Consider the following 20,917-nt stretch of genomic DNA (forward strand, 5'->3'; position numbering starts at 1 on the left):
GAGCCTCGGGCTGTTATGATACACTGGTATATACAGTGAAAAGTGCCAAAAAAGGAGATTATATCGTGTCCCATTCTGTTATAAAAGTATCCGCTTCCGCTATGGAACAAATGAAACAATCCTATGCCGGCTCCCTTACTCCCGCCGTTCCGCAGGGCGCCGTCTTCCAGGCTAAGCCTCCGGGCTGTACCATTACAGCCTACCGCTCGGGCAAGGTTCTCTTTCAAGGAAAAAACGCCGGCACAGAAGCGGCCCGCTGGGGAACGGCTGAGGCGCCGAAAGCAAAGAAAACCGTCAAAAAAGCGGCCGACCCGCTCTACGCTCCCCCGGCGGGCATTGCCTCCATGTCAGTGATCGGCTCTGATGAAGTCGGAACAGGCGATTACTTCGGGCCGATAACGGTTGCCTGCGCCTACGCCGACAAAACAAAGCTCTCTTTAATGAGAGAACTCGGTGTGAAGGATTCGAAGGATTTAAAAGATCCGCAGATTATTGAAATCGCCAAACTGTTAATTAAAACCATTCCTTACAGCCTGCTTGTGTTAAAAAACGAAAAATACAATCAGATGCAGGAAAAAGGCATGAGCCAAGGAAAAATGAAGGCGCTCCTTCATAATCAGGCGATTTCCAATCTGCTGAGAAAAATGAACGGCGTTAAACCGGAAGCGATTTTGATTGACCAATTCGCAGAGCCCGGCATTTATTTTAAGCATCTTTCCGGACGGGATATCGTAAAAGAAAAAACGTTTTTCAGCACGAAAGCGGAAAGCATACATCTTTCCGTCGCCGCAGCCTCTATCATTGCGCGATATTCTTTCTTAATTGAAATGGATAAGCTTTCGCGTGAGGCTGGGATGACGATTCCAAAAGGCGCGGGGCCGCACGTCGATGAAGCTGCCGCCAAGCTGATCATCAATAAGGGAGAAGGTGCGCTCAGAACGTTCACTAAACTTCATTTTGCCAATACGCAAAAAGCGAAACGCCTTGTTGAACGGAAGCGGTCATAGTAAAAAAGCTTGCAGAGTGATCTGCAAGCTTTTTCTTTATCCTCTTAATACGGCCTGATACGTTTCTTCCAGCGCTTTCAGCACGTTTTCATGTACTTTTGTCACTTCTTCTTCTGTCAATGTTTGTTCAGGGTTAACATATTGGAGCGAGAAGGCGACGGATTTTTTGCCTTCTTCCATATGCTCACCTTCGTACACATCAAATACGGTGACTTCTTTCAGCAGCGCGCCGCCGGCTTCTTTGATCACGGCTTGGAGCTGTCCGCTTGTAACGGTTTTATCTGCCACAAGCGCAATGTCGCGCGTGACGGACGGGTACTTCGGAATCGGCGTATACACGACAGGTTCTGTTTCCTCGGTCAGAAGCGCGTGCAGATCAAGCTCGAACACATACGTTTCTTTGATATCCAGCTCTTTTTCCATTGCCGGATGCACCTGGCCGATAAATCCGGCAAGCGAACCGTTCAATAGAATGTTTGCCGTCCGGCCGGGATGCATGTTTTTGCGTTCAGACTGGACAAATTCAACCCGGTCTGACACATTCAATTGATGCAGCAGGCCTTCAACGATTCCTTTGGCGACGAAGAAATCAACCTGCTTTTTCTCACCCTGCCATAAATTTTTGCGCCACAATCCGGTTACAGCTCCGGCAACCCGTTCTTTTTCAACCGGTTTTGTGTTTTCTTCTTTCGTCAGAAATACAGAACCCGTTTCATATAAAGCAACGGAATCAGTCTGTCTGGCCAGATTGTATGAAACGGCTTCAAGAAGATTCGGCACGAGGCTGTGTCTGAGAATGCTTCTTTCTTCGCTCATTGGCAGAGCAAGCATCGTGTTGAATGATTTTTCAATCGCAAAAGCGGCCGCTTTTTTATCATTCGTTAATGAATAAGTGGTCGCTTGTGAAAGACCCGCTCCTTCAAGAAAACGTCTCACTTTCCGGCGTTTTGCCTGATACGGTGTCAAGCCGCCTGTCGTGCCGGCCGTTTCCGGAAGCGTGGACGGAATATTGTCATATCCGTACAATCTCGCCGCTTCTTCAATCAGGTCTTCTTCTATTCTAATATCTCCGCGGCGCGACGGCACCGTTACGACAAGAACGTCTTCAGCTTCACCGACTGCAAACCCGAGGCGCTTGTAAATGCTGATGATTTCTTCTTTAGCGATTGCCATGCCGAGCACGGCGTTCACTTTTTCAACAGACACGTGAATGTTGTTTGCTTCGATTTTCAGATGGTTTTCTTCAACCGTGCCTGAGAGCACTTCTCCGCCGGCATACGCCTGAATGAGACTGCAGGCCCGTTCAGCCGCCAGCAAAACGCGGGCCGGATCAATGCCTTTTTCATATCTGGCGCTCGCTTCGCTTCTCAGTCCGAGGTCTCTCGATGCTTTGCGGACGGTCTGTCCGTCGAAATAAGCGGCTTCCAGTAAAATCGCAGTGGTGTCTTCACGGACTTCAGACTCAGCTCCGCCCATGACTCCCGCAACGGCTTGCGCTTTTTTTCCGTTTGTGATGACCAAATGGCTGCTTGACAGCTTGCGCTCTTGTTCATCCAGCGTCACGATGGTTTCGTTTTCCGCCGCTTTTCTGACGACGACCTCTTTTGAACCGAACCGGTCGTAATCGAAAGCGTGAAGCGGCTGTCCGTACTCAAGGAGGACGAAGTTTGTAATGTCCACGACGTTATTATGCGGGCGGATGCCTGCATTCATCAGCTTCGTCTGCATCCAAAGCGGTGACGGGCCGATTTTGACGTTTTTAATGATTTTTGCGGCATAATGCGGATTGGCCTGCGTATCTTCAATCTTGACGGAAACAGCATCCGCCGCTTTTTCTGCCGCTTTTTCATATGAAGCCGCCGGAAGCTTTACCTCTGCGCCGAGGATAGCCGCCACTTCATAAGCCACGCCAAGCATGTTCATCGCGTCGGCGCGGTTCGGCGTTAAGCCCAATTCTAAAATCGCATCATCAAGCTGAAGGGCCGCCATTGCGTCAGCTCCCGTTTCAGCATCATTCGGAAAAACGAAAATGCCTTCCGCATATTCTTTCGCCACGAGCTTGCTTTCAATGCCGAGCTCCTGAAGGGAACAGATCATGCCGTGAGACGCTTCGCCGCGCAGCTTGGCTTTTTTAATTTTGAAATTGCCGGGAAGCACGGCTCCGACCGTTGCAACGGCAACCTTCTGTCCTTTATCAACATTCGGGGCGCCGCAGATAATCTGCACGGGTTCCTCCGCACCGATATCAACAAGGCATTTGTTGAGTTTGTCGGCATTCGGGTGCTGTTCACGCTCAAGCACGTGTCCGATGACAACGCCTTTTACGCCTTCCCCTTTATACTCGATACCCTCAACTTCAATACCGGCTCTTGTAATTTTTTCTGCAAGCACGGCCGGGTCGATTCCCTGCAAGTCAACGTAATCTTCTAACCATTTATATGAAACAAACATGTGTATCCTCCTCTTACGCCTGTTTAAACTGCGAAATGAATCTGACATCATTGGTATAGAAATGGCGGATATCTTCAATGCCGTATTTCAGCATCGCGATACGTTCAACACCCATTCCGAAAGCGAAACCCTGGTATTCCTCAGGATTGAATCCGGCCATCTTCAGCACGTTCGGGTGAACCATGCCGGCGCCGAGAATTTCGATCCAGCCTGTTTTTTTGCAGACGGAGCAGCCTTGGCCGCCGCACTTAAAGCAGGTTACATCCACCTCGACAGAAGGCTCTGTGAATGGGAAGAAGCTCGGACGGAGCCTGATTTCACGGTCTTGGCCGAACATTTTTTTGGCAACCAATTCAAGCGTGCCTTTCAGGTCGCTCATGCTGATTTTGCGGTCCACGACGAGACCCTCGATCTGCATGAACTGATGGGAATGTGTCGCGTCATCGTTGTCGCGGCGATACACTTTACCGGGACAAATGATTTTGACGGGGCCTTTTCCTTTATGCTTTTCCATCGTGCGCGTCTGCACCGGTGACGTCTGCGTTCTCATCAGCATTTCTTCTGTAATGTAAAAGCTGTCCTGCATGTCGCGGGCCGGATGTTCCTTCGGCAGGTTCAGCGCCTCAAAGTTGTAATAATCCGTTTCCACTTCAGGGCCTTCTTCGACGGTATATCCCATGCCGATAAATAAATCTTCAATTTCTTCAATAACGACCGTCAGCGGATGGCGCCCGCCGATGTTTACCTGACTGCCCGGCAATGTGACGTCAATCGTCTGGCTGCTGAGTTTTTTATTCATCTCTTCTTGTTCAAGCTGTTCATTTTTCGCCGTAATGGCTGCTGCAATTCGCTCTCTCACTTCATTGGCGAGCGCTCCCATTTTCGGGCGCTCTTCGGCGGACAGTTTGCCCATGCCGCGGAGAACTTCTGTAATCGGCCCTTTTTTTCCGAGATATTGCACCCGAATGTCGTTAACTTCTTTTAATGAACCCGCCGCTTCTACTTTTTCTGCAGCTTCCAGTTCAAGCTGTTTAAGCTTCTCTTCCATCATGCATCCTCCTTTTATGTAAACCAAACCGTTCTATGCCTTTTTCAGAAAACAAAAAAACCCGCCCCTTGAGAGAAGGGACGAGTTGTGGCCGCGGTACCACCCTTTTTAAGGCAGACTTCATCTGCCGACAGCTTCATTGACATAACGGAAACGATCGTTCCGGTTCACCTTTACGCGCGTTTGGCGCGGTCCCGGTGACAACTCGAGAGGTGAAAATCAATTTCTGTGCTGCGATAAAAATGCTCTCAGTCAGCGGCATTTTCTCCCTGGAAGGCAGCGTGTGCAAAAATTGACGTCCTCTGTCACGGTTTTTACATTATTGCTATCTATTATAGTGAAATCCAAGGCTTTTCGCAACCTATCCTCTGAGATGATAAACGAGGATGGCGGCCGCTACCGCCACATTCAGCGATTCCGCCTGTCCGTACAGCGGAACGTACAGGTTGAGATCGGTTTTTTGCAGAAGGCCGGCGTCCACTCCCGCCCCCTCGTTCCCGACGATTAACGCGAACGATTCTTCAGGCTTCACGCTTTGATAAGCCGCACCGTTTTCAAGCGCCGTGCCGTAGATCGCGACGCCTTGTGATTTCAGCTCGGCGGTAAACTCATCAAGCGGACGTTTTAAAATGGGAATATGAAAATGAGATCCTTGCGCTGAACGCAGCGTTTTTCCGTTGTACGGGTCTGCCGTTCCCTCACCAAGGACAACGGCGTCGATTCCCGCCGCATCTGCCGTTCTGATCATTGTTCCTAAATTCCCCGGGTCCTGTACGGCATCAATAAGAAGCAGCCGCTTCAGCTGATCAGGCCGCTTATCCGGCATATGGCAGACCGCGGCGATCCGCTGCGGCGTTTCCGTTTCCGTCACGGCTGAAAACGCGTCTTCGCTCAGCACGTAGCACGGAATGCTCATATCCAGATCGGCCGGAATGGCGCTCTCATCGTTTACGAGAATTTCTTTTACCGTTCCCTTTGATTTGAGCGCTTCTTCTGCCAGATGCTCTCCTTCTATCAGAAATGTATTCGTTTTAAGTCTCTCTTTTTTTGTGTGAAGTTTTTTCCAGTCCTTCACTTTTTGGTTTTTTGCAGAGTCGATTCGTTTCACTTTATGTCTGTGCTCTCCTTTTTTCATGCATGTTGTTATTATATCTCAAGAACAGCACATAATAAACCGCGTGCGCGGTAAGAATATGCGTATCACATTCAGGAAAAAGGAGCGGTTGTAATGGATCTTAATTTACGCAACGCCGTTATTGCCAATGTAACCGGCAATAACCAGGATCAGCTGGAGCATACTATCGTTGACGCCATCCAAAGCGGTGAAGAAAAAATGCTTCCGGGCCTCGGCGTCTTATTCGAAGTTCTTTGGCAGCATGCGTCAGACTCAGAAAAAAATGAAATGCTCAAAACACTTGAAGGCGGATTAAAACCTGCGCAATAAGCATGAACCGGGTGATGCACACCCGGTTTTTTTTGTATAATAATGGCGAGGGGGATCGCCATGCAGTTACAGCCGGAACTGGCAAAAAAATTGATTGCCGAAGTCAAACATATGTACAGCCGCGAAGTGATTATTGCCGATACAAAAGGGATGATCATCGCAGGCACCAACGAGGCGCGCGCCGGATGGTTTCATGAAGGCGCACTGATCTGCGCCCGCGAAAAACGGAATGTCATCATTACGAAAGAAGATGAAAAACGGCTCGAGGGCGTAAAAGCAGGACTGAACCTCCCCGTTTTTTCAGGCCATGAAGTGATCGGAGTATTCGGCCTGACAGGAGACCCTGACGATATCCTTCCTTTCGGAGAATTGCTCAGAAAAATGACGGAGCTGTTTATTAAAGAAACGCGCCATATGGAAGAAGCGCAGTGGCGTGCGAGAATGCTTGAATCCTTTATGGTTGATTGGCTGCAGCTGAAAGAATGGTCTCCGGGCTTTTTAGAAAAAGCAAAGCTCATCGGCGCAGACCTTCACGCATACCGCCGGATCATACTCATTCAAGGCCGTTATGAGCAATATAAAGCGGAGGAGCTCGGGCGGCTCTGGCAGTACGAATGCCCTGAAGACCTGTTTGTCCGCTGGGGAAATGAACGCATTCTCATTAATCATGAAGCAAATTCGGCTTCCAAAACACAGCTCATTAAAAAGATCGGCGCCGTTTTCGGGCAGCCTGTCACCGCCGGCATCGGACGGATCGTTCCGGGAGAGCGCCTCACGGAATCATACGAACAGGCGGATAAAGCACTTTCAGCCGGTATCGGTGACAAGCAGGCCGTCTTTGAAGAAGATTTAAAACTGGATATGTGTCTTGCCGATATCACACCCCGCACGAGGTCGGAATTTTCACGGCGGGTTCTCGAGCATGTACTGGACCGGGAAGAACTTCTGGATACGCTGCGCGCCTTTTTCGACCGGCAATTATCGTTAAAGCGCACCGCCGACGACATGCATATTCATATCAATACATTGCGCTACCGTCTTTCCAAACTGGAATCACTGACAAATATGAAACTTGACCGCCCCGAAGACATAACGGCTTTTTATTTGGCGCTGCGCTTTTTAGATCAACATACAAAAATCACGTAATCATATCATCATTTTTCATATGTTTCTCCATAGTGTGCGGAATCGTTTTTCTTTACAATTAAATGAAAACGCTTTTCTTATCAGGGAGGTTGGGAGAACATGATTTCACGAGAGGCAAAAGAAGCGTTCATCCGGACGGTCGGGAAGGAGAATTATGATGATTCGGCGGCGGGCCGTCTTGTGTATTCTTATGATGCGGCTCCTCAGCTGCAAGCCATGCCGGATGCGGTAATCGCCCCCCGCAGCGCGGATGACGTGTCGCGTATACTAACGATTTGCAGCAGGCATGACATTCCGATCGTGCCGAGGGGTTCAGGCACAAACTTATGCGGCGGCACATGTCCGTCTGAAGGCGGGCTTGTGCTTTTATTCAAACATATGAACCGCATTCTTGAAATCGATGAAGAAAATTTGACGGCAGCCGTCCAGCCGGGCGTGATTACGCAAGATATGATCCGTGCGGTTGAGCAAAAAGGTTTATTTTATCCGCCTGATCCGAGCAGCATGAAAATATCGACGATCGGCGGGAATATTAATGAAAATTCCGGCGGGCTGCGCGGTTTGAAGTACGGCGTCACCCGGGATTATGTCCTCGGCCTTGAAGCCGTCTTGGCTTCAGGCGATATCATCCGCACAGGAGGAAAGCTGACAAAGGATGTCGCCGGTTATGATCTGACCCGGCTTTTCGTCGGATCAGAAGGGACGCTCGGCGTTGTGACGGAAGCGACTTTAAAGCTGGTTCCGAAGCCGGAAACGAAAAAAACGCTGCTTGCACTCTATGAACATATTGAAGCGGCTGCGGAATCGGTTTCTGCCATCATCGCTGAAAAAATCATTCCGGCGACACTCGAATTTCTGGATCAGCCGACACTGCAGGTCATTGAAGATTACGCCAAGATCGGGCTTCCGACCGACGCAAAAGCGGTGCTGCTGATCGAACAGGACGGTGACATCGAAACGGTCAGACGAGATATGGAAAAAATCGAAGCCATCTGTAAAAACGGAGCAGCCGTATCCGTCCAAACGGCTGAAACCGAGGAAGAGGCATTCGCGCTTACAGAGGCCAGACGGACCGCATTATCAGCCCTTGCCCGGCTGAAACCGACAACGATTCTGGAAGATGCCACCGTGCCGAGATCACAAATTGCCAATATGGTCAGAGCCATTAACGAGATTGCAGAAACATACGGCCTGTCCATCTGCACATTCGGCCATGCCGGAGACGGCAACCTTCATCCGACGTGCACCACCGATATCCGAAATACAGAGGAGATGGAACGTGTCGAAAAAGCTTTTGCCGCCATTTTTGAAAAAGCGATTGAGCTGGGCGGGACGATAACGGGTGAACACGGGGTCGGTATCGTAAAAGCGCCGTATTTAGAAATGAAGCTGAAAACAGAAGGCATCACCGCCATGAAAGCGATCAAACAAGCGCTTGATCCCCAAAATCTGCTGAATCCGGGAAAAATATTCGCCAATTCATCAAGGAAACGCGTGGTGGTGATGAAATGACAACGGCTAAAGAGCAGCAACACATTCAAACAGAATTCAAAACCCGCATGGATGAAGGTGAATTGCTGAACTGTATGCGCTGCGGCTTCTGCCTTCCTTCCTGTCCGACCTATATCGAATCGGGATTTCAAGAATCCCATTCGCCGCGCGGCCGGATCGCCCTGATGAAAGCCGTCACAGACGGACTGATCGAGCCGGATGAAGATGTCGAACGCTCACTTTCGCTGTGTCTCGGATGCCGGGCATGCGAGCCCGTTTGTCCGGCAGGGGTCAATTACGGACAGCTGCTTGAAGAAGCGAGGGATATCATTCATCAAAATAAAAAACATAAGCCGGGCGTGCGCCTCTTGCGGAAAGCCGCCTTCACCGGGCTTTTCCCTCATCAAAACCGCATGCAGGCAGCCGTGAATCTTCTCGGAATATACCAAAGATCGGGACTGCAGACAGCCGTCAGAAAAACCGGTATGCTGCGCGTTTTGCCTGAACATCTGCGCACAATGGAACAAGTGCTCCCGCCCGCCCCGAAACGGAAAGACATGAAGGAAAGGCCGCGTTTTCTTCCTGCCGCGGGTCCCGTCCAAAAACGGGCCGCTTTTTTCTCGGGCTGCTTAATGGATACGATGTTTTTAGCAACAAATCATGCGACAACGGCGCTTTTACAGGCGGCCGGGTGTGAAATCGCGGTTCCGGACGGCCAGGCGTGCTGCGGCGCGCTTCACGGGCACAGCGGAGAAAAAGAGATGGGAAAAGAACTGGCCAAGCGGAATATCGCCGCTTTTGAGGCGCTTGACGCTGATTATATCATTACAAACGCCGGCGGATGCGGCGCCTTTCTTCAGGAATATCCTCATTTACTGAAAGATGAACCTGGATGGGCGGAACGTGCCGAACAATTTGTCCGGAAGCTCAAAGATTTTTCATCCGTACTGGTTGATCTGAAGTTCCATCAAAAAAACCTGCGGGCGCAGTCTCCTCATATCGTCACATATCAGGACTCCTGCCATCTCCGCAATGTGATGCATACGTCAGAGGAACCGCGAACGCTTTTGAAAAGCATTAAAGGGGCTGAGTACAGAGAAATGGAAAAGGCCGACAGCTGCTGCGGGTCGGCAGGAATTTATAATATAACAGAGTCAGAGATGTCTATGAAAATATTAGACAGCAAGATGAAAGCCGCCGGAAAAACGGAGGCGGCCGTCATCGTGACAGCCAATCCCGGATGCCTTCTGCAAATGCAGCTCGGCATTTTACGCGAAGGATTAACAGGCCGTGTCCGCGCGGTTCATTTGGCGGATTACCTTTTGGAAGCGGCGGATTTGTCATAAGATGAAAGCAGAGAGACCGATCGGCTCTCTGCTTTTTTTATGATGCTGCAATGTTCGGATCGGCCGCGGATTTATCCGGGTATTGAAGCTTCCAGTCTGGCACTCGGATCACGCCATACATTTGCCCATTTTTTCACAGCCGCAATGATAATCACAAGCCCGAGAATGAGCATGATAATGGATAAAACGCCATTCAGCACGTTGTATCCCGCCGCTTCGGGGTTCAAATACACATACCGCACCATCCAATAACCCGCATAGTTGACGGTCACGTACAAATAAGCGAGAGGAATCAGGCATGTCAGCATATAGCGCCGCTTATCCGCTATTTTTAATACGACGGTCGCACCGATAATTAAGCCGACAGACGCCATAAGCTGATTGGATACGCCGAACAGCGCCCAAATGGAGCTGATGTCGCCCGAATACAGAAGATAGCCCCACAGCAGGCAGGCGAGCGCGCTTGAGAAAATCGAGCCCGGCAGCCAGTCTGTTTTTTTCAGCGGCTTATAGACCTCCCCGAAAAACTCTTGAATCAAGTACCGGGCAACACGGGTTCCCGCATCAATCGCCGTTAAAATAAAAACCGCTTCAAACATAATGACGAATTGAAAAAAGTATGAAGCCAAATGACTGAAAAACGGAATCTCCGTAAAGATATACGTCATTCCGACGGCAAGCGTAACGGCTCCGCCCGTTCTTCCTTCCAGACTGAGCCCGATTTCTTTGCTCAATTCAGGCAGATGGACGACATTCATCCCGAGGGTGCGGAATATTTCAGGCGTGCTGTTAATGGCAAAATAGTCGGCGGGCTCAAGAGCGGCAGCTGCAATGAGCGCCATAATTCCGACGAGACATTCCACAAGCATCGCTCCGAAAGCAACCGGCTTTATATCACTCCATTTATCCAGCATTTTCGGCGTTGTGCCGGAACCGACAAATGCATGAAAGCCTGAAATGGCGCCGCAGGCAATCGTTATTGAAATAAACGGCCAGACAGGACCCGCGATCACCGGCCCTCCGCCGTGAATAAACTCCGTTACGGCCGGGAATTTAATGGCGGGATTGACGAAAAAGACGCCCGCGATCAAAGCGGCAAAAACCCCGATTTTCATAAAACTGCTTAAATAGTCACGCGGAGCCAGCAAAAGCCAAACCGGAAGCGCCGCGGCGAAAAACGCATAAACAGGAAGCGCCACTGCAAGCGTTTTCGCATCCAGTGTCAGCATGTCCCCGAGAGCCGTTGTCTGCAGCCGCGGCCCGATGACAACACCGGCCATTAACAATAGAAACCCGACAGTTGATGCGAGTTTGAGATTGCCCGTTTTTTTATAGTAGAGGCCGACCCCCATCGCGATCGGAATCGTAATCCCCACCGCAAACGTTCCCCACGGGTTTTTCTCAAGCGCGTGCAGCACAACCATGGACAGTCCCGCCATCGTGATCGTAATGATAAACAGCATCGAGAGACCCGTGCAAAAACCCGCCACCGGGCCGAGCTCTTCTTTGGCGACTTCAGAAAGCGTTTTCCCGTTTTTCCGCATTGATGCAAACAATACGACAATATCGTGCACGGCTCCTCCGATCACCGCCCCGATTAACAGCCATAAAAGCCCGGGCAGATAGCCGAACTGAGCTGCCAGAATCGGTCCGACAAGCGGGCCGGCAGCGGCGATTGCCGCGAAGTGGTGGCCGAATGACACCCACTTATTCGTCGGCACATAATCTTTCCCATCCTCAAGCACATGGGCCGGAGTCGGTGTCTGATCATTGATTTTTAATACTTTGACCATCATAAAGGTACCGTAAAGCCGATAGGCGATCGCCAAAATACATATAGACGCTATGACGATTGTAATCGCATTCATTTAATCCCAGCCCCTTTTCTCTTTTTCTAAATATTATCACAGTTATCAGATAACAGGAGATGATTTTTGCGTGAAAAAAAAGCCGGCAGCGCAGCCCGGCTTTTCGGAACATTATTTTCCTGATAAACGGATGACATTCCAGGACAGCGGAGTAAAATGAGCCGTTATCCCTTCAGCATTTGCCGAAGACGTTCCGTTGGAGTGCGGAATGACTTCTTTTCTGTTTTTTTGATTGGTCGCTTTCATATCCTGATGCTCCAGCACGATATGCTCAATGATGCGGTAATCTTCAAACCCCCTCAGCCTTATCTCCGTTTCCATCAGTTCCTTGCTTTTGTTGACGGCAAAAATGGTCAGTGCTTCATCCTCTTCATGGTAAACGGCCGCGGCATCAACATACGGCACATCCGTAAAATCCGCTGAGTCGTATTTCGGGGAGGTGATCAGCAGCTTCATTGAAGTCCCTCTCCCGTAGACAGAGGCGTGCATGTAAGGATAAAAGATCGGCTGTCTCCATGCTTCTCCGCCCTTTTCAGTCATGATAGGCGCAATTACGTTGACAAGCTGGGCGAGACAGGCGATCTTCAGTCTGTCCGCATGCTGCAGCATCGTAATCAGCAGTGAACCGATCAACAGCGCATCTTCAAAATTGTAGATGTCTTCGAGGATCGGCCGGGCCGTAATCCATGGCTCCACTTTTTTATCCGCTTCATTTGAGTGATACCACACATTCCATTCATCTAAAGAAAGGTGAATCGTTTTTTTGCTGCGTTTTTTCGCTTTCATATAATCACATACGGCTGTGACGGATTTAATAAAATGGTCTAAATCCATCGACTTCGCCAAATAGTTCTCAAGATCATTTTCATGGTTGCCGTAATACGTATGCAGTGAGATGTAATCCACATGCTCGTACGTATGCTCAAGCACCTCGGCCTCCCACTCGATGAAGGACGGCATGCCGCTGTTTGAGCTTCCGCAAGCCACCAATTCGATCGTCGGGTCCGTCCATTTCATCACCTTTGCCGTTTCAGCAGCGAGCCGTCCGTATTCATGCGCCGTTTTATGACCGATCTGCCAAGGGCCGTCCATCTCATTTCCTAAGCACCATGTTTTGATGCCGTAAGGTTTTTCATATCCGTGCGATTTTCGTAAGTCGCTCCAGTATGACCCTTCAGGATGGTTGCAGTATTCGACGAGGTTCCGGGCGGCATCGATCCCTCTCGTCCCGAGATTGACCGCCATATTCACTTCGGCGTTCACTTTTTTCGCCCACGTTAAAAATTCATTCGTCCCCACTTCGTTCGTTTCTGTCGTCTGCCATGCCAAATCAAGCCTCCGCGGGCGGTCCTTCACCGGTCCGACGCCGTCTTCCCAATTGTAGCCTGAGAGAAAATTCCCTCCCGGATAGCGGATGAACGGCACTTGCAATTCCTTGATTAACTCCTGCACGTCTGTTCTGAACCCGTCCTTGTCGGCTTTCGGGTGTCCGGGCTCATAAATGCCTTCATACACCGCCCGGCCCATATGTTCTATAAATGATCCGTACATCCGTTTGTCCACTTCACCGATGATATATTCTTTATCTGCTGTAATCCCCGCTTTTTTCATTATATTTCCTCCCTCTCTCTATCCCTTCACTCCGCCTACTGTGAGGCCGGAAATGAAGTATTTTTGGAAAAACAAGAATATGATGATCACCGGCAGTATCGCAAAAACGGACCCGGAAATCAGCATGTCATAGTTGTTGCCGTACGGACTCAGCAGCCCTGAAAGTCCGATTGGAAGCGTAAACATTTCTTTCGACCGAAGCACGATCAGCGGCCATAAAAAGTTATTCCAACTGTTTAAAGATTGAAGAATGATCATTGCCCCGAATGCCGGTTTCATGAGCGGCGCCATAATTCTGAAAAAAATGCCGAATTCGGTGCAGCCGTCCATTCTCGCTGAATCAAGCAGATCCTTCGGAAGTCCGAGCGCATATTGCCGGAAAAAGAACACGGCGACAGGCGACACAATAAACGGCAGAATCACCCCCGTATAAGAATCGATCAAATGAAGACCCACCGTCAATTTGAACAACGGAAGCATCATCACTTCAAGAGGCACCATCATAATGATCAGCACAAGAACGAAAATAATATTTCTGCCTTTAAATTCGTAGACACCGAGTCCGTAGCCGATCAAAGAGGAAAAAAACAGCGTGAGAACCGTGGTGAGAACGCCGAGCAGCAGGCTGTTAAAAAACCATTTGAAATAAATGCTCCCCCCGTTGAACAAATAGGTGTAGTTATCAAGGCTCATCACATCCGGATCAAGACGCAGATTCAGCCCGATGCGCATCAGCTCAGATGACGGCTTTAAAGAACCGAGCAATAGGCAGATCATCGGAAAGATATACAATAGGCTCAGCATGATAAAAAACAAGGTAAACGCGACTCTGTACACAGAAAACATGTAATTGTTACGCAACGCTTATCCCTCCCCTTTAAACGAACCGGACAGTTTCAGTGAAACAAGGCTGACTAGTAAGATGACAAGCAAAAGGACAATTCCGATTGCGGCCCCGTACCCCATTTCGTTGTATGCAAGCCCCTGCTGATATAAATAACCGACAAGTGTGAGGCCGATATTGCCCGGGGAATTATTCTGCCAAAGCACATAGCTTTCCTCAAACATTCTGAAACCGCCGATAATACTGATCGTTAACACATAAACGGACACCGGCTTTAAAAATGGAAGGGTAATATGCCGGAACTTTTTCCACGTACTCGCCCCGTCAATTTCAGCCGCTTCATACAATTCTTTCGGCACGTTTTGCAATCCGGCCAGAAAGTAAAGAATGTTAATGCCCATCCACCTCCATGACGCAAGCAGCACCATTAAAAACATGCCGGTACCTTTGTTGTTGAGCCAGTTTTGGGGTGATGCGCCAAGCTTCATCATCAGCTCGTTTGCAAGCGACGTATTCATTTCTCCGAACATCAGACGGAAAATAATCCCCGCTACGATCGTCGATGTTAGAGCCGGTACAAACAGAGCCGATTTAAATACATTTCTGAACCTGACGAGCTTCGAATTCAGAATCACCGCCAAAAGAAGCGGCACCGGAATCAGCACGATCAGCGTCCAGAAGGTATATTCCAATGTGTTAAACAGTGCGGTGTAAAAGGTTGGATTAAGAAGAGCGGTATAATTGGAAAACCCGACAAATGTAATTTCTCCCGGCAGTATCCGCTGAAAGCTCATGATAAACACGCTGATGATCGGATACAAAAAGAAAACGAGAAACGAAATGATAAATGGCGCCGTAAAAAGATAAGGCGCCGCTTTTTTTGAATACAGCACATTGCGCCGGCGCGGCTTCTTCCGGACTGCAGAAACGGTTTGCGCTGTCTCTGTCTTTACAGGTCTCATAAAAGCTCCCCCGCTTTCACTGTTAAATAGGACGGCTTCTCCTATTTCTCTAATTGCTCTGCCGCCTCGTCCAAGGCTTCCTTAGGTGTTTTTTCCTGCGTCTTCAGCGCATCGAACAGCACTTGTCTGACAACGAGATCAGCCGCTTTAGAGAAGTCTTCATGCAGATAAATCGGATTGATCTCATCTTTTATTTCAAGGAGCGAGGAAAAAATTGACGTACCGTTCCGGAAGAAATCCGTGTACTTGTTTTTCTCCTTCAATTCTTTTGAATCCCACACGTCCCAGCGGAGCGGGTCAAAGCCGAGCACCGTCCAAAGCTTTATATTCCCTTCCTTCGAACCTTTCGCAAAACCGAGAAATTCTTTCGCGAGCTTCAGATGTTCAGCCTGCTTCGGCACGACGGTGGCTGTTCCGCCTAAACCCGCTGATCTGTCACCGCCTTCTTTCCAGGCCGGCATAGGGTAAATCGCCATTTTTCCTTTTAAATCAGGCATATAATCGATAAACCGTCCCATGTACCAAATGGGCATCAGCACTGAGGCTGCCCCGCCCTGATTCATAAAACCGTAGTATTCTTCGCTGTGATGGCCGCCGCCGGGAGCCGGCAGAAGGGTTTTATCATTTACCATGTCCTTTACGTAATTCAGTGTGTCTGTATTCGTCTTGCTGTTCAGAATCAATTTTCCGTTTTTGCTGTAGTAGCCTGACCCTTGCTGCGAAATCATGGATAGGAATGTGGCGGAGTCGTTTGTTTCAACCGTTCCCATCGGTTTCCCAGATGCTTCACGCACTTTTTTCCCTGCCCGCCGATAATCTTCCCATGTCTTAATGGAGGCGGGATCAACGCCCGCTTTTTGCATAATATCCATGTTGTAAAACATGACGGTCGTCCCCACATGTGTATCAAGGCCGTACAATTTTCCGTTTTTGCTGTACAAGGCCAGACGCGCTTCCACAAACTTATCGCGGTCTTTTTCAATCAGCGGCGTCAGATCGGCAAGCGGGATATCCTTCCCCTTCAGAAAGTTCGAGAACCGGCTTAATTCCACGTCGGCTATATCGGGAAGCCCCTCACCCGCGATCAGCGAAACCGATAAATTATCATGCATTTGTCCATAAGGATAAACAACGGTATTCAGCTTGATTTTGCGTTCCGGAAATTTCTGATTCCATTCTTTGACCATTTCCTGATAAAACTGTTCGTGCAGACCGTTAAACGTCCAAAACGTCAGCTCCGTTTCTCCCGGCCGGCCGGCAGTCCGTTCTTGTGAACAGCCGGCGGTAAACAAGAAGAGCATCATCAGCACCAAACATACAGCGGTCGTTTTTTTCATGTCATTACCCCTTCCACTTTAGGCCGTGCGGCTATTGATGCAAATGAGCAAAGAGCGCTGCATTTTCATTTATGATGGTTAAACCGGTATAACGGTCTCTCAGTGTGTGCGCATGCTTAAGCGCATCGCTGACAAGGTCCTGTTTTACACCGATCTCATCGAAACAAGCGGGACCCCCCGCAGATGCGAGCCATCCGGCAATTGTTTTGCCGTCGGGAAGCCCTTCATATGCAGATTGAATCGCCTCGCGAAAGTGCGGCGGCAGTTCCGCAAGCTTTTCGTGACAAGCCAGTTCTTTGTAAATATCACTCAGCACCGCGCACGCACAGCCGACCTTCGCACCGTGGAGAATCGCAGGCTGTTTTGCCTTCAGCATTTCCATCTCAATCCAATGCGAGATGTGATGTTCTCCTCCTGAGGCGGGGCGGGAGTGGTCAAGCGCAAGCATGACAAGACCCGAAACGATCAGCGCTTCCATCAGTATCTGAATGCCGGCCTCCGTTCCCATGGCAATGTCAGCGCGGTGATCAATGCACTGCCAAAGCGCGTCTTTCACAAGCTTCGCCCCGGCTTCTGAGTACGGCTCACCCGCTAGCCTGCGGGAAATCTCCCAATCTGCCAGCGATGTTATTTTTCCGAGCATGTCTCCGAAGCCCGCGGCTGTCATTGAACGGGGCGCTTCTTTTAATACATTCGTATCCGCAAATAAGGCGATCGGCGCTTTCGTTTGAATCGTCGTTTTGATTCCGTTTAATATGAGCGGCGCTCCCGCCGATGTAAAACCGTCGACTGACGGAGCGGTGGGGAATGAGATAAACGGCAATCCGCGCTGGCAGGCGGCAAACCGTGTAATGTCGTGAATCGTTCCTGAACCGGCCGCAATGATGACATCCGTCTCTTCCGCGAGATTGATCAGCGTATAGACCAATGTCCTCTCATCAGCCGCGGCGGTCCCGGCTTCATGCTCCGGAATGATGACTTTTGACGCTTTGATCCCGCCTGCCCTCAATTCGTCCGCAAGCAGACGTCCCGCCGCCTCGTACGTGTTCCGGTCACAGACGATGACCGGATGATTCCAGCATTTTTTTTGCAGAAATGTGAGAAGCTCTTCTTTTGCATTCGACCCGATCACGATATCTTCTATTTGAATCGGTGAGCGGCTGGCCCCTTCCTTGTCAAACTCGGATTGAATGTCCTCAGGAGAACGTTTCATAAAAGGATTCCCTCCTTCGCTAATTCTGTCAGGTCTTTAATAGAATCAAGGACGATGTCAGGTTCATATAGACGGGGCTCCCCAAGTTTGGCCGCCCCCGTCAGAACCAATACGCTTTTCATTCCGTACAGCCTGCCCATTGCGATATCAGATTCGAGGCTGTCTCCGATAATGGCGCATTCCTCAGGGGGAAGTCCGAGCGCTTCACATGCCGCCTCAGCCATCAGCCAAGACGGTTTGCCGATGACAAGCTCCGTTTTTGCTCCGGCGGATGCTTCAATGGCCCCGATCATTCCCGCGACGTCCATGGCATGGCCGCCTTCATTCGGAAAGGAGCGGTCCCGGTTCGTGGCGATGATACGCGCGCCGGAGGAAGCCGCCTTAAAAGCGAGATTCAGATCCTCATAGGTGACGGTTTCATGCAGGGAGATGACAAGCCAGTCTGCCGCCTGCGGGTTTTGCGCCAAGGCGACACCCGCTAAAGCGAGTTCATCAGTCAGCCCTTTCTCTCCTAACACCCACACCTTTGACAAAGGATAATGCTTCTTTAAAAATGATGCCGTCACACTGGAGGACAGCACGATGCTCCGTTCATCCGTGCGGATACCGGCACCCAGCAGTTTCTTTCGGCACATTGCTCTTGATAGATTGCCGCGGTTGCTTAAAAAGACAACGGCTTTGCCCAGTGACTGAAGGGTATGAACGGCTTCTTTTGCGCCGTCAATCAGCTCCCGCCCCCTGAATACGGTTCCGTCTAAATCAATCAGAAACCCGGCTGCGTCAAGTTTGGCCATAATAAGCATTCGCCCCGTGTTTTCTGTAAAAATGCTTATCATGCAGCACTCTGTCGATCGGACTGAGCTGTTTGTTCAGCATAAGCGAATGGTAGGCCATTTCCGCTACCGTTTCGAGCACAACGGCGTTATGCAGGGCATTCAGCGCGTCCGTTCCCCAGCAGAACGGGCCGTGGCTGTGGACGAGGACACCCGGATTTTGTTCATACGGTTCGTTTTGAAAGGTTTCGGCTATGACTTTGCCTGTATGATATTCATAATCTTTCACAATTTCTTCTTCATACATTTCCCTCGTACAGGGTATAGCGCTTTCAAAGTAATCCGCGTGAGTCGTTCCGAGAGCGGGTATGTCTCTTCCGGACTGTGCCCAGCTCGTCGCCCAGCGGGAATGAGTATGAACGATTCCGCCGATAGCCGGAAACGCTTTATACAGATAAAGATGGGTCGGCGTGTCAGAAGACGGTTTCAGCGAGCCTTCGAGAATGTCTCCGTCCTCATTCAGGACGACCAGTTTGTCAGCGGTCAGCTCACTGTAATCGACACCGCTCGGTTTAATGACGATTCTCCCGCTCTCTCTGTCAATGCCGCTGACATTCCCCCATGTAAACGTGACAAGGTTATGTTCCTCAAGCTTCAGATTGGCGGCGAGCACTTCTTCTTTTAACGCTTCAAGCATGGCGGCTCCCTCCTTTTGCAAAATCACGGTTTTTAATGGCTTTCAGGCGTTTCATGACATTGTTTTCTTTGCCGAAGTAGTGTACGAGCTCTTTATATTCCGCATATAAATTGTCATAAATCTCAGCTCTTTCCGGGTTCGGGGCATAAAAGCCGTCTTTTAATTTCCCCATATGCGCGCATGCTTCAGCAATATTGGAGAATCCCCCGTTTTCCCGTCCCGCGGCGAGCGCTCCGAAAATCGCGGAGCCCAGTGCAGGCGCCTGCGGAGACCCGGATAATTTAATATCCATATTTGTGACGTCTGCATAAATCTGCATGACAAACGGATTTTTTTCGGCGATTCCTCCGGCTGCGTAAAGCTCTTCGACCGGAACGCCGTTTTCCCGGAACGTTTCGATAATCATCCTCGTTCCGAACGCCGTCGCTTCAATCAATGCCCTGTAGATTTCTTCCGGCTTCGTGTGCAGCGTCATACCGAGCATCATGCCCGTCAAATCGGCGTCCACCAAGGTTGACCGGTTTCCGTTCCACCAGTCAAGCGCGAGAAGGCCGCTTTCCCCTGGAACAAGTTCAGCTGCTTTTTTGCTGAGCAGCTCGTGAATGTCTATGTGTTTATCCTCAGCTTCCTTCTCATAGTCTCTCGGAACACACGTTTTGACGAACCATTCAAAGTGGTCGCCGACACAGGACTGCCCCGCTTCATATCCCGCATATCCGGGCAAGATGCCGTTATTGACGACCCCGCACATACCGGGGACGATATGTTCTTCCTCGCCGAGCAGCACATGGCAGGTAGACGTTCCCATGATCATCAGCATTTTCCCCGGCTCTGTAATACCGACCGCGGGCACTGACACGTGAGCGTCGACATTGGCGACGGCAACGGCCGTCCCCGGCAGAAGCCCGGTCAGCTCCGCCATTTTTTCGGTCAAACCTCCTGCTTTTTCCCCGACTGAATAAATGGTGCCGCCTAATTTATCCTTTGTAATCGTTTTCATTAACGGGTTGAGCTTTTCGAAAAAATGATCCGGCGGATACCCCGTCTCCTCATTCCAGATTGCTTTGTAGCCGGCCGTGCAGTTGCTTCGCTTCAATGAACCGCACAATTGATAGACGATCCAGTCTGCCGCTTCCACAATCCGATCTGCCGCCTCGTATATATGCGGCGCTTCTTCCGCGATTTGCATGATTTTCGGGATCATCCATTCAGAAGAAATTTTACCGCCGTATCTTTTAAGGAATGTTTCTTTTGTGTCTTCGGCAATCGTGTTCAAACGGTCTGCATGTTTTTGAGCCGCATGATGCTTCCACAGCTTCACATAACTGTGGGGCTCCCGTTCAAATTCCGGCAGCATACAAAGCGGCTGCCCCGCGCCGTCTATCGGCAAAATCGTGCAGGCGGTAAAATCAATTCCTATGCCGATCACGTCTTTTGGATCAGCGCCCGCCTGCTCAAGCAGGTTCGGAATCGCCGTTTCCAGAACTTCGATATAATCGGCAGGATGCTGAAGCGCCCAGTCCCGAGGGAGTTTTTCACCCGTCTTCGGCAGCGTGCGGTCGATGACGGCATGAGTGTATTCTTTTACCGCAGACGCGATTTCTTCGCCCGTGCGGACATTGACAAGCACCGCCCGGCCGGACAATGTGCCGAAATCAACACCAATCGTATACGCCATA

Annotated in this window: 17 protein-coding genes; 5 read left to right on the plus strand and 12 right to left on the minus strand. The window is 50.0% G+C overall.

What is annotated here, in order from left to right; genetic code table 11:
• Window positions 1-65 precede the first annotated feature (65 nt).
• The gene (rnhC, locus tag NYE38_RS13895) at window positions 66-1,007 is read left to right on the plus strand and encodes a ribonuclease HIII (protein WP_017418314.1); all 942 of its coding nucleotides are present in this window, start codon (window positions 66-68) and stop codon (window positions 1,005-1,007) included.
• Window positions 1,008-1,043: 36 nt separating this feature from the next.
• Here the strand turns inward: rnhC and pheT are convergent, their stop codons facing one another.
• From pheT to NYE38_RS13910, 3 genes are all read right to left on the minus strand, one after another.
• Window positions 1,044-3,458, minus strand: a complete 2,415-nt coding sequence (gene pheT, locus NYE38_RS13900; protein ID WP_063636769.1) for a phenylalanine--tRNA ligase subunit beta — start codon at window positions 3,456-3,458, stop codon at window positions 1,044-1,046.
• Window positions 3,459-3,471: 13 nt separating this feature from the next.
• Complete coding sequence (pheS, locus tag NYE38_RS13905; protein WP_003152530.1) at window positions 3,472-4,506, minus strand: phenylalanine--tRNA ligase subunit alpha; 1,035 nt, start codon at window positions 4,504-4,506, stop codon at window positions 3,472-3,474.
• A 361-nt stretch (window positions 4,507-4,867) separates the two neighbouring features.
• Window positions 4,868-5,614 (minus strand): RNA methyltransferase, encoded by a 747-nt coding sequence (locus NYE38_RS13910; protein ID WP_003152529.1) that lies wholly within the window; start codon window positions 5,612-5,614, stop codon window positions 4,868-4,870.
• 120 nt (window positions 5,615-5,734) lie between these two features.
• Between NYE38_RS13910 and sspI the strand changes: the two genes are divergently transcribed.
• The 4 genes from sspI to NYE38_RS13930 all read left to right on the plus strand — a co-directional run bounded on the left by sspI (window position 5,735) and on the right by NYE38_RS13930 (window position 9,933).
• Window positions 5,735-5,950, plus strand: coding sequence for a small acid-soluble spore protein SspI (gene sspI, locus NYE38_RS13915; RefSeq protein WP_003152527.1), 216 nt, complete (start codon window positions 5,735-5,737; stop codon window positions 5,948-5,950).
• A gap of 60 nt (window positions 5,951-6,010) precedes the next feature.
• The gene (locus tag NYE38_RS13920; RefSeq protein ID WP_014418589.1) at window positions 6,011-7,096 is read left to right on the plus strand and encodes a sugar diacid recognition domain-containing protein; all 1,086 of its coding nucleotides are present in this window, start codon (window positions 6,011-6,013) and stop codon (window positions 7,094-7,096) included.
• Between the two features lie 99 nt (window positions 7,097-7,195).
• Window positions 7,196-8,608 (plus strand): glycolate oxidase subunit GlcD, encoded by a 1,413-nt coding sequence (glcD, locus tag NYE38_RS13925; protein ID WP_017418316.1) that lies wholly within the window; start codon window positions 7,196-7,198, stop codon window positions 8,606-8,608.
• Window positions 8,605-9,933 (plus strand): (Fe-S)-binding protein, encoded by a 1,329-nt coding sequence (locus tag NYE38_RS13930; RefSeq protein ID WP_017418317.1) that lies wholly within the window; start codon window positions 8,605-8,607, stop codon window positions 9,931-9,933. Before glcD ends, NYE38_RS13930 begins: the two co-directional genes overlap by 4 nt.
• Window positions 9,934-10,004: 71 nt before the next feature.
• Here the strand turns inward: NYE38_RS13930 and cstA are convergent, their stop codons facing one another.
• The 9 genes from cstA to araB form a co-directional block, all read right to left on the minus strand.
• Entirely contained in the window at window positions 10,005-11,801 is a 1,797-nt protein-coding gene (gene cstA / locus NYE38_RS13935; RefSeq protein WP_012118141.1) for a carbon starvation protein CstA, read from the minus strand.
• Window positions 11,802-11,912: 111 nt separating this feature from the next.
• On the minus strand, window positions 11,913-13,412 hold the full coding sequence (locus tag NYE38_RS13940) for an alpha-N-arabinofuranosidase (protein ID WP_017418319.1): 1,500 nt from the start codon (window positions 13,410-13,412) through the stop codon (window positions 11,913-11,915).
• A gap of 18 nt (window positions 13,413-13,430) precedes the next feature.
• The gene (locus NYE38_RS13945; RefSeq protein WP_007612991.1) at window positions 13,431-14,258 is read right to left on the minus strand and encodes a carbohydrate ABC transporter permease; all 828 of its coding nucleotides are present in this window, start codon (window positions 14,256-14,258) and stop codon (window positions 13,431-13,433) included.
• A gap of 18 nt (window positions 14,259-14,276) precedes the next feature.
• A complete protein-coding gene (locus NYE38_RS13950) occupies window positions 14,277-15,218 on the minus strand; it encodes a sugar ABC transporter permease (protein ID WP_007408105.1) in 942 nt (313 codons plus the stop codon).
• Between the two features lie 41 nt (window positions 15,219-15,259).
• Window positions 15,260-16,555 carry an ABC transporter substrate-binding protein gene (locus tag NYE38_RS13955; protein WP_017418320.1) on the minus strand — a complete coding sequence of 432 codons (1,296 nt, stop codon included), beginning with the start codon at window positions 16,553-16,555 and terminating at the stop codon, window positions 15,260-15,262.
• A 31-nt stretch (window positions 16,556-16,586) separates the two neighbouring features.
• Window positions 16,587-17,768, minus strand: a complete 1,182-nt coding sequence (locus NYE38_RS13960) for a sn-glycerol-1-phosphate dehydrogenase (protein WP_017418321.1) — start codon at window positions 17,766-17,768, stop codon at window positions 16,587-16,589.
• A complete protein-coding gene (locus tag NYE38_RS13965; RefSeq protein WP_014418597.1) occupies window positions 17,765-18,562 on the minus strand; it encodes an HAD-IIA family hydrolase in 798 nt (265 codons plus the stop codon). The genes NYE38_RS13960 and NYE38_RS13965 overlap by 4 nt, the downstream gene beginning before the upstream one ends.
• The gene (gene araD, locus NYE38_RS13970) at window positions 18,549-19,238 is read right to left on the minus strand and encodes an L-ribulose-5-phosphate 4-epimerase (RefSeq protein ID WP_003152509.1); all 690 of its coding nucleotides are present in this window, start codon (window positions 19,236-19,238) and stop codon (window positions 18,549-18,551) included. The genes NYE38_RS13965 and araD overlap by 14 nt, the downstream gene beginning before the upstream one ends.
• Window positions 19,231-20,916: a ribulokinase gene (gene araB / locus NYE38_RS13975; protein ID WP_014418598.1), complete on the minus strand. Its 1,686-nt coding sequence runs from the start codon at window positions 20,914-20,916 to the stop codon at window positions 19,231-19,233. The genes araD and araB overlap by 8 nt, the downstream gene beginning before the upstream one ends.
• Window position 20,917: the final 1 nt, after the last annotated feature.

It is taken from the genome of Bacillus sp. EU63 (assembly GCF_038592915.1).
Taxonomy (GTDB): Bacteria; Bacillota; Bacilli; order Bacillales; family Bacillaceae; genus Bacillus; species Bacillus velezensis.